The 15,850-nt window shown below is 38.4% G+C and carries 15 protein-coding genes; 9 read left to right on the top strand and 6 right to left on the bottom strand.

The genetic code is table 11. The features are described from left to right. Positions 1-4: 4 nt before the first annotated feature. Together yidC and NZ923_08585 are read left to right on the top strand one after the other, a co-directional pair. Positions 5-1,798, top strand: coding sequence for a membrane protein insertase YidC (gene yidC, locus NZ923_08590; GenBank protein MCS7230074.1), 1,794 nt, complete (start codon positions 5-7; stop codon positions 1,796-1,798). After that, complete coding sequence (locus NZ923_08585) at positions 1,795-2,448, top strand: M15 family metallopeptidase (GenBank protein ID MCS7230073.1); 654 nt, start codon at positions 1,795-1,797, stop codon at positions 2,446-2,448. The genes yidC and NZ923_08585 overlap by 4 nt, the downstream gene beginning before the upstream one ends. 89 nt (positions 2,449-2,537) lie before the next feature. Here the strand turns inward: NZ923_08585 and ahcY are convergent, their stop codons facing one another. From ahcY to upp, 6 genes are all read right to left on the bottom strand, one after another. Beyond that, positions 2,538-3,815, bottom strand: coding sequence for an adenosylhomocysteinase (gene ahcY / locus NZ923_08580; GenBank protein MCS7230072.1), 1,278 nt, complete (start codon positions 3,813-3,815; stop codon positions 2,538-2,540). 43 nt (positions 3,816-3,858) lie between these two features. Next, complete coding sequence (gene metK, locus NZ923_08575; GenBank protein ID MCS7230071.1) at positions 3,859-5,028, bottom strand: methionine adenosyltransferase; 1,170 nt, start codon at positions 5,026-5,028, stop codon at positions 3,859-3,861. Between the two features lie 32 nt (positions 5,029-5,060). Continuing rightward, a complete protein-coding gene (locus NZ923_08570) occupies positions 5,061-6,056 on the bottom strand; it encodes a sugar phosphate nucleotidyltransferase (protein MCS7230070.1) in 996 nt (331 codons plus the stop codon). Positions 6,057-6,144: 88 nt separating this feature from the next. Next, on the bottom strand, positions 6,145-6,678 hold the full coding sequence (locus NZ923_08565; protein MCS7230069.1) for an LOG family protein: 534 nt from the start codon (positions 6,676-6,678) through the stop codon (positions 6,145-6,147). Between the two features lie 2 nt (positions 6,679-6,680). Further along, positions 6,681-7,682, bottom strand: coding sequence for an iron ABC transporter permease (locus tag NZ923_08560; protein MCS7230068.1), 1,002 nt, complete (start codon positions 7,680-7,682; stop codon positions 6,681-6,683). A 15-nt stretch (positions 7,683-7,697) separates the two neighbouring features. After that, positions 7,698-8,330, bottom strand: a complete 633-nt coding sequence (gene upp / locus NZ923_08555; protein MCS7230067.1) for a uracil phosphoribosyltransferase — start codon at positions 8,328-8,330, stop codon at positions 7,698-7,700. A gap of 235 nt (positions 8,331-8,565) precedes the next feature. On the opposite strand from upp, the gene NZ923_08550 reads away from it, so the two are divergent. The 7 genes from NZ923_08550 (at position 8,566) to NZ923_08520 (ending at position 15,815) form a co-directional block, all read left to right on the top strand. Next, positions 8,566-9,744: an acetyl-CoA C-acetyltransferase gene (locus NZ923_08550; GenBank protein MCS7230066.1), complete on the top strand. Its 1,179-nt coding sequence runs from the start codon at positions 8,566-8,568 to the stop codon at positions 9,742-9,744. A 76-nt stretch (positions 9,745-9,820) separates the two neighbouring features. After that, complete coding sequence (locus NZ923_08545) at positions 9,821-10,018, top strand: DUF5618 family protein (protein ID MCS7230065.1); 198 nt, start codon at positions 9,821-9,823, stop codon at positions 10,016-10,018. A 44-nt stretch (positions 10,019-10,062) separates the two neighbouring features. Next, positions 10,063-10,938, top strand: a complete 876-nt coding sequence (locus tag NZ923_08540) for a 3-hydroxybutyryl-CoA dehydrogenase (protein ID MCS7230064.1) — start codon at positions 10,063-10,065, stop codon at positions 10,936-10,938. Beyond that, positions 10,935-12,083 (top strand): acyl-CoA dehydrogenase, encoded by a 1,149-nt coding sequence (locus NZ923_08535; GenBank protein ID MCS7230063.1) that lies wholly within the window; start codon positions 10,935-10,937, stop codon positions 12,081-12,083. Before NZ923_08540 ends, NZ923_08535 begins: the two co-directional genes overlap by 4 nt. 114 nt (positions 12,084-12,197) lie before the next feature. After that, positions 12,198-13,640, top strand: a complete 1,443-nt coding sequence (gene gltX, locus NZ923_08530) for a glutamate--tRNA ligase (protein MCS7230062.1) — start codon at positions 12,198-12,200, stop codon at positions 13,638-13,640. Further along, the gene (locus NZ923_08525) at positions 13,637-14,779 is read left to right on the top strand and encodes a DUF1624 domain-containing protein (protein MCS7230061.1); all 1,143 of its coding nucleotides are present in this window, start codon (positions 13,637-13,639) and stop codon (positions 14,777-14,779) included. The genes gltX and NZ923_08525 overlap by 4 nt, the downstream gene beginning before the upstream one ends. A 13-nt stretch (positions 14,780-14,792) precedes the next feature. Beyond that, entirely contained in the window at positions 14,793-15,815 is a 1,023-nt protein-coding gene (locus NZ923_08520) for a zinc-binding dehydrogenase (protein ID MCS7230060.1), read from the top strand. The last annotated feature ends 35 nt before the right edge of the window (positions 15,816-15,850 follow it).

Raw genomic sequence — 15,850 nt, 5'->3', positions numbered from 1 at the left:
CAAAATGGATAGAAATGCCCTTCTTGGAATAATTTTAATTACGCTTGTTTTACTGATTTGGATGTGGTATAATGCTCCAAGAGTGCCCCAACAAATGCAAAATGTCAAAGACACGCTTAAAGCAAAAGAGGAATTAGAAAAAATAGATCAAGCGAAAAGCGATACATTCGGAGTTTATTTTTCTCATCTTTCAAAAGGGGAAGAGAAAAAAATACTTGTTGAAACTGACTTATACACTTGCGTTATTTCATCAAAGGGTGCCGTAGTTGAAAAGTTTGAATTGAAAAAATTCAAGACATGGGATGGATATCCTGTCCAATTGGTGGAAATGAAAAAGGGTGGCGATTTCTCGCTTCTTTTCATGACAACAGATGGTAAAATAATTAACACCAAAAAACTTTACTTTGATACAAAAGCCAGAAACTGGGAAAACTTTGTAATCAAAGGCAAAAATGAAAGAGTAGAAATTGACTTTGTGCTCAATGTTAACGACTCAAGCAAAATTGTGAAAAAATTTATCTTTGAGAGCGGGAAATACTCGTTTGATACGGAGGTTGAGTTCATAAAGATGGAGAAGATAATTGCAAATTTTGAATATCAAGTCGTTTGGGAGAACGGGATAAAGCTAACTGAAGAAAACAGCGTTGAGGAATCATATTTTGCCAGCGCATACGCTAAAGTTGGAGATGTTTATGAGACGATAGATGCAAGCGAATTTGGCAAAAAAGTTTCTCGCTCTTACTCTGGGACAACAAGATGGGTTGGGACACACAATAAGTATTTCGCGGTAGCGATAATATCAAACGACTATTCAGACGGCGCATATCTTGAGGGTGAACGCTTCCCATTGCCTGATAACGGAGTTAAAGAAGATTACTTAGTTGCTTTAAAAATTCCATTTAGAGGCGAAAGTTATCAGAAGAATCATTTCACAGTTTATCTCGGTCCGCTTGATTATAAAATTTTGAAGTCATACGGCGTCGGACTTGAAGAGATGATTAGTTTAGGTTTGAGATGGTTGATAAGACCAATAGCTGAATATGTTCTTCTCCCGTTCTTTACATTCCTGCACTCGTTTATACCAAATTATGGAGTTGTGATAATCATCTTCTCAATTGTGATAAAAATTCTCCTTACCCCGCTGACCATAACGCAGATGAAATCAATCAAAAAGATGCAGGCGATAGCACCTATCTTGAAAGAGTTGCAGGAAAAATACAAAGACAACCCGCAGAAGCTTAACCAAGAGGTGATGAGAGTTTATCGTGAATATGGTGTCAATCCTTTCAGCGGATGCTGGCCATTGCTTTTACAATTACCAATTCTTTATGCTCTCTTCTCATTGTTCCGCGTCACGATTGAATTAAGACAGGCTGGATTTATACTTTGGATAAAAGATCTTTCAATTCCAGACACAATTCTAAAACTACCCTTTTATATTCCGATCTTTGGAGTTAATCAGATAAGCGGTCTTGCCTTGTTAATGGCTATAACTATGCTAATTCAGCAATGGATGTCGTCGGCTACAATAGACAAGAGACAAAGAGTAACTGCGACCATAATGACGATAATTTTCTTCTTGATATTTAACAGCCTGCCATCTGGACTTAACTTGTATTACTTTGTGTTCAATGTGCTATCAATACTGCACCAGTGGTATATAAATAAATACACTAAAGTTGAGCTAAAACCAGCGCAAGATAAGAAGAGGCCTTTCAAAGGTGGAATCTTTAGAAAGTTTGATATCCCAACGATGAGCGAGTTAACAGGAGCAAAAAAGAAGAAATCCAAGAAATGAAGGTTCAAATCTTATTACTCTTTGCCTTCTTTCTTCTCTTTGCTCAAAATTCCGTAGCGCAGTTTTCACCAGAAGATACAGTTCTTGTTGATATACAAAAAATTAACCCGAGGATATTTGTTGAAATAAAATACGCAACCGATGACAACTTTACTGGAAGAAAACTTTACACTGTTTCAAGATGCTTTTTGAGAAAGTTTGTAGCGCTTAAACTTGATTCAGTTCAACGAGAGCTTGAAAAATTTGGGCTCGGATTAAAAGTTTGGGATTGTTATCGCCCACTTTCGGTTCAGAAAATTCTGTGGTCAATCGTCCCAGACGAAAGATATGTTGCAAATCCAGCTAAAGGTTCAAGACATAATCGCGGTTGCGCTGTTGATTTAACTCTCGTTGATTCATCAGGCAAGGAATTGCCAATGCCGACAAAATATGACGATTTCTCCGAAAAGGCACACCGAGATTATTATAACTTGCCAGATACAGTTATAAAAAATAGAAAACTCCTTGAAGATGTGATGAAAAAATATGGTTTCATCCCACTTCCAACCGAGTGGTGGCATTTTGATTCCGAAGGATGGGAAAGATTTTCAATTCTTGACATCCCATTGGAAGAACTCGTTAAAGATAGAAAATCTAAAATAACGAAGTGATTTTACCCTGCCTTACAATTTCCCCACATTTTGAGATTTTTTAAGAGGGCGAGGTGAATTTAAATTCCCTCGCCCTGATCAAAGATAATTCAAGTTCCGGCGCTGTAATCTTTTATATATGCTTTTTGTTCCTTCGTTAGCTTATCAATTTTTATACCCATCGTTTTCAATTTAAGTTCCGCAATTTCTTCGTCCTGTTCGGGAGGAATATCATAAACTTTCGGTTCAAGCTTTTTGCCTTTTTTAAACATTTCAACAAGTTTAAGTTGAGCCATAAATTGATTTGCAAATGACATATCCATAACTTCGGAAGGATGACCTTCTGCTGCGACAAGGTTTACAAGGCGACCCTTTGCGAGGACAAAAATTCTTCTGCCATCCTTCAAAAGATACTCTTCAACATGGTTTCTAATTTCTTTTATGCTTTTTGCCATCTTTTTTAAATGGACAAGATTTACCTCAACATCGTAATGTCCAGTGTTGCAAACTATGGCGCCATCTTTCATAACTTTAAAATGTTCTTCAGTTATAACATCTTTCACCCCCGTAGCAGTTATGAAAACATCTCCGACTTTTGCAGCTTCCTTCATTGGCATAACTGTAAAACCATCAAGCACGGCTTTCAACGCTGCAATTGGTCTAACTTCCGTAACGATCACATTTGCACCAAGACCTCTTGCTCTCATTGCAACTCCTTTCCCGCAGTGTCCATATCCGGCGACAACAACAGTTTTACCAGCAATTAAAATGCTTGTTGCTCTTAAAATTCCGTCAAGAGTTGACTGTCCAGTTCCATATACATTATCAAAATCCCACTTCGTTTCTGCGTCATTAACAGCTATGATTGGGTACTTCAAAGCTCCTGCTTCTGCCATCGCTCTTAATCTTTTCACGCCTGTTGTTGTTTCCTCTGTTCCACCGATTATGTCCGGGATAAGTTCTGGGTGTTTGCTGTGAATTGTGAAAATTAGGTCAGCTCCGTCGTCAAGTGTTAAATTCGGTTTTATATGAAGCGTTTGTTCAATTGCCCAATAAAATTCTTCAACGCTCATCCCATTCCATGCGAAAATTGAAATCCCCTCTTTTGCAAGTGCTGCAGCTATTGTATCTTGAGTTGATAGAGGATTACATCCGCTCCAACTAACTTCTGCTCCGCACTCAACAAAGGTTTTAACCAAAACTGCTGTTTCCTTCGTTACATGAAGGCATCCTGCAATTCTAAATCCTTTAAAGGGTTTTGTTTTTTTGTATTTTTCCCTCAAAGCCATCATAACAGGCATTCTACTTTCAGCCCACCGTATTTGCTTGAATCCTTCCTCTGCTAATGATAGATCTCTGACTTTATAGACGCCTTTTAGTTCATCCATGTTAAAAGGTTCTCCTTATTTTGTTTTTGAGTTTTATTTGAATCTATTTCAAGAGTTCTTTGAACATAGGGACATAGTCAAGTTTCTCCCAAGTGAATTCAGGTTCATTTCTTCCGAAATGTCCGTAGACAGCGGTTTTTCGGTAGATTGGTCTTTGAAGCTTCAATCTGTCAATTATTCCTCTCGGAGAAAGGTCAAAGTTTTGCATGATGAAATCAGCTATCATATTATCTGGGACTTTGCCCGTTCCCTTCGTGTCAACATAGATTGCAACTGGTTTCGCAACGCCTATTGCGTAGGCAACTTGAATCAAACATTCATCAGCTAGCCCAGAAGCAACGATATTTTTCGCAATGTGTCTCATTTCGTAAGCTGCGCTTCTATCAACCTTTGTTGGATCTTTGCCTGAAAAACAACCGCCACCGTGCGGTGCTTTTCCGCCGTATGTATCAACTATTATTTTTCTACCAGTAAGCCCCGTATCACCGTGAGGACCACCAATCACAAATGAACCCGTTGGGTTGATGTGATACTTCGTCTTTTTATCCAGATATTCCTCTGGGATAACCTCTTTTATAACGAATTCTTTGAGGTCCTCAGCTATATCTTTTGATGTTAACTTTTTCCCTTTATACCTTTCATCATGTTGAACTGAAAAAACTATCGTATCAACTCTGACGGGTTTACCAGTATTGTCATACTCAATCGTAACTTGGCATTTACCATCGGGTCTTAGATATGGCATTAGATTAGTTTTCTTCCTGACATAAGCAAGCCGTTTCATTAATTTATGTGCAAACATGATGGGCATTGGCATAAGTTCTGGTGTTTCTCGGCAAGCATAGCCAAACATCATTCCTTGATCACCTGCCCCACCTTTATCAACTCCCCTGGCTATGTCAGGTGATTGAGATTTGACTGTGACTATAACTCCGCAGGAGCGGTAATCAAATTGATATTCTGATTTATCATAACCTATGTCTTTAATGACATCTCTTGCGATTTCGTCAAAATTAACTTTTGCCCTTACCTCTTCGGGAGCTTTAATTTCACCACCTATTACAACGAGCCCTGTTGTCACAAATACCTCACAAGCGACCCTTGCCTCGGGATAATGCATAAGAAAGGCATCAAGAACTGCATCGGAAATTTGATCGCAGATTTTGTCTGGATGTCCTTCGGCAACTGATTCAGAGGTGAATAGCCTTCCCATTTACTCTCCTAATTTGTTTAAGTTTTAGTTTTTCAATAAAACTCAACCTCTGATGAATCCCCAATGTTAATTTTCTTATAATCCCCCTTGACGATAGCTCCAAGACCAATGATTGAAGAATCAAGAAGAGCATTTTGAATTTTCGCGTCATCACCTATGATTGAATTTCTTATGATTGAAGATGAAATTTCAACGCCATCTGAAATCGTCGTATATGGTCCTATGATTGAATTTTCAATTCTACTCGTTGGCGCGATGTAAACTGGCGGAATTATCAAAACATTCTCAAATTTACCGAGTTTTTTCAAGCTTGTTCCGTTTTTCTCAAGCAAAAATCTGTTCGTCTCAAGAAGCGTTTCCGGTTTGCCACAATCATACCATCCATCTATCTCAAAAACAGTTATCTTTTCACCCTTATTTACCATAATCTGAAGCGCGTCGGTAAGTTGATATTCCCCCTTGGTTTTTATTTCTCCTTTTACAACCTCTTCAAGCGCTTCCTTTAAAAGTTTTGGATTTCTAATCAAATAAATTCCGACGATCGCAAGATTGCTCTCCGGTTGAGATGGCTTTTCTATAAGTTTTTTAGCGAAATTATCCCCATCAAGAATCACAACTCCAAACCTTCTTGGATCTTCAACTGTCTTAACACCAAGCGTTGTAAATTTGCTTTTTAGAAATTTTGAGAGATCAAAATCAAAAATTGTATCTCCGAGAATTATTAAAACTTCATCTTCGTTCTCAAAAAGATCTCGCGCAAGATAAATTGCGTGACCAAGCCCAAGTGTCTCCTTTTGCTCAACGAATTCAAATCTTACATTTGGATAGTTTGATTCAGCATAGATTTTCACTTTCTCACCAAGATATCCAATCACAAGCACGATATCATTTATTGAGTTTTCAACAAGCTTATCAAGTATGTGACCAAGTATCGGTTTTCCAGCCACATTTAACAAAACCTTCGGTTGCGTATATGTATGCGGACGCAACCTTGTTCCTATTCCTGCAACTGGGATAATTGCTTTCATTGTTAAAGACCCATTTTTTAGTTTATGTTCGCTCTAATATAAAAAATGAATTCGTTATTTTCAATTACCAAAGCAACTTTCGGCATCGCTATAACAATTGATCTTTGATATATTTGACGATCTCGTCAACATCGCTTAAGATCTTGATAAATTTAGTTGCGTTCTCTCGTGATTCAATTCTTAATTGTTCCGAGATTACCTCAATAATTGGTGTCCAAAAGTTAACAGCAACAAACGGCTTTGGATATATCAAACCTTTATTCATCATTTCCCACACAAGCGAAAGCTCCACCATTGTGCCAGTCCCACCTCTTAAAACAATATACCCATCGCCTTTTTCAATCAAAATTTTCAATCGTTCAAATAAACTTTTCGTTTCTATCTCCTCATCTATCCATTTATTTGCCGGACCTTCAAAAGTTGCAACTGTAACCCCAATTGTTTTAGCTCCTGCTTCCTTCGCACCTCTTGCAGTTGCCTCCATTATCCCGCTATAACCGCCATTGCAAATAGCAAAGCCAATTTTACCGAGCTCGTATCCAAGTTTTCGTGCAAATTCGTAATCCTCTTCCCCTTCAACTGGTTTTGAACTTCCGAAGATAGTTATGACTTTTTCTCTCATTTTTAAACCTTCTTTTCTTTTTTCAAAAGATAAATGAAAAATGGCGCACCGAAAAGAGCTGTGACAGTGCCAATCGGGATCTCATTCGGATACAAGGCAACGCGAGCAACTATATCAGCAAAAAGTAAAATTATAGCCCCAGAGAAAAACGATGTCGGTACCAAAATTCTATAATCAACACCAAAGATCCTGCGACATATATGCGGGACAACAAGCCCAACGAAACCAATTATTCCCGTTACTGAAACAACGACAGCAGTTAAAATTGAAGCGACAAAATATGCCGATTTCTTCGTCAGTTCAGCATCAATACCAAGTTGAGTAGCTATCTCCTCACCAACCGCAAGCAAATTAAGACGGTACGCATAAACGAAAGTTAAAACTGAAAAAATTAACACGACAATAGAAATTAAAATTGATTGACTCAAATTTACATTCGCAAGATTCCCAAGCAACCAAAACAAAACATTTTTAACTGACTCACCAGACAAAGTTATTATTAATAAAATCAGAGCCGAAAAGAAAGAACCCGTCATTATCCCGCTTAACAACATCGTATTTATATCAATCATTCCTCTTTTCTTCCCGAGAAAATAAACAAGCAAAGTGACAAAAAGAGAACCAGCTAAAGCTAAAATCGGTGTGAAAGTAAATGAAAATGAACCTATCAAAGCTATTGACACAACCGCGCCGAAAGCAGAACCACTTGAGATCCCAAGTATATATGGCTCTGCAAGCGGATTTCGTATTATTGCTTGTAATATCGCTCCAGCGATGGCAAGACCTCCCCCAGCGAAAATAGATGTTAAAACCCTCGGAAAACGAATTTGGAAAATTATGACTTTATCAATTTCATCCGCACGACCAAGAAAAAAATTAAAAATCCTATCCAATTCAAATTTAACCCCGCTTTCCGAAACCCCAATTGAAATTGAAATTGAAAACATCAAAACAAGCAAAGGAATGAGAATAGATGTATAATAAATCAACTTTCTCAGTTTCAATCCACAAACTCAAAATTAGTTTTCCGTTCCAAAAATTCTATCTCCGGCGTCGCCAAGTCCTGGAAGAATAAATCCTCTTTGATTAAGTTGTCTATCAAGGACAGCAATATAAACTTGAACATCCGGATGCTCGGTTGTCAACTTATTAATTCCCTCTGGTGCAGCGATCAAACTTACAACTTTGATTCTGTTTGCGCCTCTTTCCTTAAGATAAGAAATTGCTGCGCAAATGCTTCCGCCCGTTGCAAGCATAGGATCAAGGATTATAACAACGCTTTTATCAATGTTCTTGGGAAATTTAAAGTAATAATCAACAGGTTTTAATGTTTCTTCATCACGATACAACCCGATATGTCCAACCTTTGCCTCTGGGATTAGCTCAAGAAATGCGTCAACCATTCCAAGCCCAGCCCTTAAAATTGGCACAAGGACAACTTCGTCTTTAAGAACATGACCTTGTGTAACTTCAAGAGGTGTTTCCACATCTCTGCTTGAGAGTTCAAGGTCTTTGGTTACTTCAAAAGCCATAAGAGAAGTCAAACGATGTAAAATGCTTCTAAATACCGAGCTCGGCGTGTTCTTATCCCGAAGATATGTGAGGTCTCGTTTGATGAGCGGATGATTGACAACCAACAGATTATTTCCCATCAACATTTGCGATTTTTATTTTAAATTAAAAATTTGAACTTGAAAATGCAATTTCGTCGGAGTTGAATGTTAAATTTGAAATCGCTATATTTTTGAGTGAGCAAAATTTTACAACACTTTCACATGGAAAGCGAAGCCAAAATAGAGAGGCAAAAACATTCGGTTATAAAATTTTCCAAAATTCCGCAACCAAAAAATTCCTTCTCCACATAAAAATTAAGCAATGGAGGTATTTATGAGAGAAGTTGTGATAGCAAGCGCATGTCGCACCCCAATTGGTTCATTCAATGGTGCTTTAAGCCCTTTGCCAGCACCTAAACTTGGAGCAATAGTTATTGAGGAAGCTTTGAAAAGAGCAAATGTTCCGAAGGAAATGGTTGACGAAGTTATAATGGGCTGTGTTTTAACCGCAGGTGTCGGACAAGCTCCGGCAAGACAAGCAGCAATTTTCGCTGGACTTCCTAAAAAAGTTGAATGTATGACGATTAATAAAGTTTGTGGCTCTGGACTTAAAGCAGTGATGCTTGCAACCCAAGCAATAAAACTTGGAGATGCGGACATAATTGTCGCAGGAGGGATGGAAAGCATGTCAAACGCCCCATATCTTTTGGACAAAGCAAGAACCGGTTACAGAATGGGACATGCGCAATTAATTGACTCAATGATAAAAGATGGGCTTTGGGATGTATATAATGATTTTCACATGGGCAACGCCGGTGAACTATGTGCAAGGGAATGTAAAATATCAAGGGAAGAACAAGATGAATTTGCAGTGTTAAGTTATAAACGAGCTCTTGAAGCAATTGAAAAAGGTTATTTCAAAGATGAAATTGTCCCAGTCCCTGTGCCTCAACCAAAAGGTGAAACGATAATCGTTTCCGAAGATGAGGAACCGAAAAAAGTAGTTTTTGAGAAAATACCGAAATTAAAACCGGCTTTTGAACCAAACGGCACTATAACTCCAGCGAATGCATCAAAGATAAATGATGGTGCTTCCGCGCTTGTTTTGATGTCAAAAGAAAAAGCAGATGAACTCGGAATTAAACCACTTGCTAAAGTCGTCGCTTACACCTCTGCAGCTAAAGATCCCGCATGGTTTACAACAGCACCTGTAGACGCAATTGAAAAAGTTTTGAAGAAAGCAAATTTGAAAAAAGAAGATATTGACCTTTTTGAAGTAAACGAAGCATTTGCTGTCGTTGCCCTCGCAACATCAAAACTTGCGGGAATTCCAATTGAAAAAATGAACATCCACGGTGGTGCTGTTGCTCTCGGACATCCAATTGGCGCAAGTGGCGCAAGGATATTGACAACTTTGCTCTACGCAATGAAAAGAAAAGAAGCAAAACTGGGACTTGCAACTCTTTGCATCGGTGGCGGAGAAGCAAGCGCTGTCATCGTTGAAAGAATTTGAAAATACCAATTGTGACAACGAAGTTCGGATTCAAAACAAATTAAAATTTTAACGTTCAATCATAACATCTAAAGCAATTGCGGAGGCGAAGAAATTTTTGAAAAATGCGAAAGAGATTTTATCAAAAGTTAAAATTGAATATGAGCGATATACCGACACAAAGTATGTAAGAGAAGCATCTGCAATGGCTTATCTTGCTGCTTTAAGAGCAATAGATGCGTATCTTCTTGGCAAAGGCGTTGAACCAGAAAAGTTGCCATCTTCAATAAAATGATTGAAAAGTAAATTAAAAACAAAATTGGAGCACATACAATGGAAATCAAAAAAGTTACAGTCGTCGGAGCTGGAACAATGGGGAGTGGAATCGCCCATGTCCTTTCCCAAAATGGATATATCGTCAACTTAATTGACATCAACAAAAGCGTCCTTGAGAAAGCTATAAGCGTGATAAGACAAAATATGGACAGGCAAATCAAAAAAGGAGTCATGACCGAGGAAGAAAAAGAGCAAGCGATAGCCAGAATTAACACACTAACATCACTTGAAAGTGGAGCAAAAGATGCTGACTTCGTTATTGAAGCAGCAACCGAGAATGTTAAAATCAAGAAAGACATATTTAAGTCGCTTGATCTCGTATGTAAACCGGAAACGATCCTTGCAACTAATACTTCTTCAATTTCAATTACCGAAATCGCCTCCGCAACAAATAGACCCGATAAGGTCATCGGCATGCACTTCTTCAACCCAGTCCCAGTTATGAAACTTGTTGAAATAATTCGCGGTTATGATACTTCAGATGAGACATTTAGAATTACGAAAGAACTTGCTGAAAAACTTGGTAAAACGACGGTTGAGGTTAAAGATTATCCTGGCTTCGTATCAAACCGAATTTTGATGCCGATGATAAACGAAGCAATTTATTGTCTTATGGAAGGAGTTGCATCAGCAGAAGATATTGACAATGTCATGAAACTTGGAATGAACCATCCAATGGGACCTTTGGCACTTGCTGATCTGATCGGGCTTGATGTGTGTCTTTCAATTATGAATGTTCTTTACGAAGGATTTGGAGATCCCAAATATAGACCTTGCCCATTGCTTAAGAAAATGGTCGCCGCCGGATACCTCGGCAGGAAAACTGGCAAAGGATTTTACGATTATACTCAACAACAAAATAGCAAACCACAGCAATGAACTTCCAGTTTACAGAAGAACAACTGATGATCAAAGAAACCGCAAGAAAATTTGCGGTTGAAGAATTATTACCGGGAGCGTCCGAAAGGGACGAAAAAGAAGAATTCCCTCACGAGGAAATCAAAAAACTCGCAGAACTTGGTTTCATGGGGATGATGACATCCGAAAAATATGGTGGTGCTGGTCTTGACACGATAAGCTATGTTTTAGCAATGGAAGAGATTTCAAAAGTTGATGCATCAGTAGGAGTTATTATGTCAGTTAACAATTCGCTTATCTGTTGGCCTATTGAGACATTTGGAACTGAAGAACAAAAATTAAAATATCTACCACGCCTTGCTCGTGGAGAATTGCTTGGTGCATTTTGCCTATCTGAACCAGAAGCTGGAAGCGACGCCTCTAATCAGCGAACAACCGCTGTAAGAGATGGTGATTTTTATATTTTGAATGGGACAAAAAATTTCATCACAAACGGTGTCTATGCAAATATCTTGATCGTTTTTGCTCAAACTGACAAAGAGAAAGGGTCAAAAGGAATTTCTGCTTTCATAGTTGAAAAAGATTTCCCTGGTGTTATAGTTGCAAAGAAAGAAAAGAAACTTGGGATAAGAAGTTCAGATACAGCGCAGATCGTTTTTGAAGATTGTAAAGTTCCAGTGAGCAATCGGCTCGGTGAAGAAGGAATTGGATATAAAATTGCAATGACAACCTTAAACGGCGGAAGAATAGGAATCGCTGCCCAAGCCCTTGGAATCGCTCAAGCATCGCTTGAAGCGTCAATAAAGTATGCAAAAGAGAGAAAAGCTTTCGGGAAGCTTTTGGCTGAACATCAAGCGATTCAATTTAAAATCGCTGACATGGCGACGAAAATTGAAGCTGCAAGGTTGTTAACCTTGCTCGCTGCCTGGAAAAAGGATCGCGGCGAAAGATATATCAAAGAAGCATCTATGGCGAAGCTTTTCGCCTCGCAAGTTGCTGTTGAAGCATCGCTTGAAGCTGTCCAAATCCACGGAGGTTATGGATACATCAAAGATTTTCCAGTTGAAAGATTCCTTAGAGATTCAAAAATCACAGAGATCTACGAAGGAACATCTGAAATTCAACGCATCATCATCGCAAGAGAATTGCTTGAAATGAAGCTATAATTTTCTTTGGATTTCAAATTTCGTTTAACTATATTTGTTTCCGAAACAAAAGAAACAAACTGCCCTGAGTTTTCAGGGCAGTTTTTGATTTAAAATCAAATTGTATAAAATGCGATTGTGTCTGTAAGAACTCGCTTTGCACCAAGCCCGACTGGCTTTCTTCATGTTGGTGGTTTAAGAACAGCACTTTACAACTATTTATTTGCAAAAAAGCACAACGGTCAATTTATCCTCCGCATAGAAGACACCGACCAAACCCGAATCGTCCCTGGAGCTATAGAAAATTTAATTGAAACATTACATTGGGCAGGAATTGAATTTGACGAGGGACCAAACAAAGGTGGTCCCTATGGACCGTATATCCAATCTCAAAGATTAGAACTCTACCAAAAATACGCTCAAGAGCTTGTTGAAAAAGGACAAGCTTACTATTGCTTTTGCTCTCCAGAGCGACTTGAAAAAATGAGAGAGGAACAGATAAAACACAAACAAGCCCCAAGATACGATGGCACTTGCCGAAGATTATCGCCAGAAGAAGTAAAAAGAAAACTTGACGAAGGGATACCTAAAACAATAAGAATGAAAATCCCAGAGTGGGGAGAATTAACATTTCATGATTTAATTCGCGGAGATGTGACGATAAGCTTTAAAGTCCTTGATGATCAGATAATTTTAAAGTCAGATGGTTTCCCAACATATCATCTTGCGGTAGTAGTTGATGACCACCATATGAAAGTTTCACATGTGATCCGCGGTGAAGAATGGTTACCAAGCACACCCAAGCATATTCTCCTCTACGAATATCTCGGTTGGGAAAAACCACAATTTGCACATTTGCCTTTGCTTTTAAATCCAGATAGAACAAAACTAAGCAAGAGACAAGGTGATGTCGCTGTTGAGGATTACAGAGCAAAAGGTTATCTGCCCGAAGCAATTGTCAATTTCATTGCACTGCTTGGTTGGAATCCTGGCGACGAAAGAGAATTTTTCACGCTTGATGAACTAATAAAAGAGTTTTCGCTTGAAAGAGTCAATAAAGCAGGCGCAATTTTTGACCTGAAGAAACTTAACTGGATGAACTCACATTACATCAAAAATTCAGACCTTGACAGGATAACTCAACTTGCGATCCCATTTTTGAAAGAAAAAGGATATGATGTATCAAACTTTCAAAAAGTTAAAATAATTGTTGAAGCAGTGCGTACACACCTTGAATATCTCGCGCAGATCACTGATTATGTTGATATCTTCTTTACCGAAGAAATTCAAATTGAAAACGGTGAAGCACAGGAAATAATGAAGCTTGAAACCAGCAAAACCGTGCTTGAAAAGTTTATCCAAAAAATCCAAGAACTTGACACAGAAATAGACAGAGAAAAATTCAAACAATTAGCAAAAGAAATACAAAACGAAACTGGCATAAAAGGTAAAAACCTCTTCATGCCGATAAGAGTAGCCCTGACTGGAAAAACACACGGCCCAGAGCTTCCACTTATCGTTGAATACTTTGGAAAAGATAAAGTAAAACAAAGAATTGAGAGATCTTTTAAAATATGAGCGGTCGTTTGAGATTTATTGATGTATTTCGTGGGCTTGCGATACTTCTAATGCTTCACGGTCATACAGCGGACGCTCTCCTAAATCCAGTTGAAAAATCCTCCTTGGCGTTCCAAATTTACACGATCTTTCGCGGGTTTACAGCACCGATGTTTTTGTTCATATCTGGATTCGCTTTCTCAATCACGACGCTGAAATATGTTGAAGAATATTCAAGGTTTTCCGAGAAATTTCTAAAGCGAATTAGGAAGTTTCTCTTCATTATATTCCTTGGCTACTTCCTTCACCTTCCCTACCTGTCCTTGAGAAAATTGATAAGCGAGTCAAACTTTGAAGTGCTTTCTGTTTTGTTCTCCTCAGATGTTTTGCAAGTGATAGGCGTTTCTCTTTTATCGCTACAATTAGCTCTGTTTTTGTTTAAAGATGCTAATAAGTTTTCCACCTTTTCTCTCTTGGCTGGAATTTTCGTGTTCCTGATTTCACCGCTTTTATTTATGATTGATTTCTCAAAGTTTTTACCTCTCTTTTTGTCTCAATACCTCAACACATTTCACGGTTCAAAATTCCCGCTTTTCCCTTGGGCTGGTTATATCTTGTTCGGCGTTTATATTGGGCATATGTTCATGGTAAGTGCAAATTCCAAACAGACCGAAATCTTTTTCAACAAAATTCTCAAGATTTCACTTTTCGTTTTCCCAATTACGCTAATCCTTCAACCACTATCCGAAATCATTTTAAATCCAAATCAGTTTTTGATTTATTCAAGTCCGTTCCTCTCTTTCTCGCGTCTTTCGTTTGTAATTATCGTCTTCTACATCGTGTGGAGAATTGAAAGTGTTATAAATTTGAAATTTCATCCATTACAAGTTTTCGGTGTTGAATCTCTTTTCGTTTATGTCGTTCATCTTATGATTATTTATGGAAGCCCAATTAATCCCACTCTTTCCTTCTCTGCGTTTTGGAGAGAGATGTTGAGCTATCCTCAAGTATTTACTCTCTTTTTGATTCTCGCTATGACAATGTTTCTATCCTCCTACCTTTTAAACATTGCAAAGTGGAGGAACTATCGCACAGTTGATTATCTGAGATATGCCATAGCGAATATAATTTTATTGGTGTTTCTCATAAACCCATACTAAAAAGGAGCAAAAAATGAAAGCGGTCGGAATCAACGAATTCGGCGGGCGAGATAAACTTAAAGTTATTGAATTTCCTGAGCCAAAGCCTAAAGCTGGTGAAGTGCTCGTGCAGCTAAAAGCGGCGAGTTTAAATCACCTTGATATTTGGGTAAGGAAAGGGCTTTTCAAGATACCATTCCCACATATACTTGGCGCAGATGGAGCTGGAATAATTGCAGAAGTTGGCGATGGAATTTCACACCTTAAAGTTGGTGAGAAAGTTTTGATTTCCCCAGGAATGGGTTGCGGAGTTTGCCAAGAGTGTGTCTCTGGCAGAGAAAATTTCTGCAAACTTTATCATATACTCGGCGTTCAGAAAGATGGGACTTATGCTGAATATGTTGTATTGCCTGCTCAAAATGTTTTACCTATTCCTGCAAATCTTGATTTTGAATCAGCAGCTTCAATACCTCTTGTTTTCCTAACTGCCTGGCATGCGCTTGTCACTCGCGGAGGGATAAAACCAGGAATGAAAGTTCTAATTCACGCTGCTGGAAGTGGCGTTGGGATCGCAGCAATTCAAATTGCTAAACTTTTCAACGCATTCGTCTTCGTAACTGCCGGAAGTGATGAAAAACTTGAAAAGGCAAGATCATTAGGTGCAGATGTTTTAATAAATTATAAACAAGAAGATTTCCAAGAAAGATTAAAAGTTGAAACGCAAGGCGAAGGGATTGATTTGATCCTTGACCATGTCGGATTTGATACAGTTATGAAAGGCTTGAAATCACTTAAAAAGGGAGGCAAGCTAATCACGCTCGGTGCAACAAGCGGAAGCGAAGTTCCAATTGAATTAAGATTCATCTACGGTAAAAATTTGTCAATAGAGGGGATTTACATGGGAAGTAAAAGCGAACTGATGGAAGTATTAAAATTTTTCACAGATGGAAAATTAAAACCTGTAATTCACGCGGTTTTGCCACTTGAAGAAGCCCAGGAAGCTCACAGGATGCTTGAGGATAGAGAGGTCTTCGGAAAAGTTGTTTTAAAAATTTAAGAATCAAGAACGCAAAGATTAAATAACCGTCCTGA

It is taken from the genome of Candidatus Kryptonium sp. (assembly GCA_025060635.1).
GTDB lineage: Bacteria > Bacteroidota > Ignavibacteria > Kryptoniales > Kryptoniaceae > Kryptonium.
Note: the sequence above shows the minus strand (reverse complement) of the source record. Positions and strands in the feature narration are given on the sequence as shown.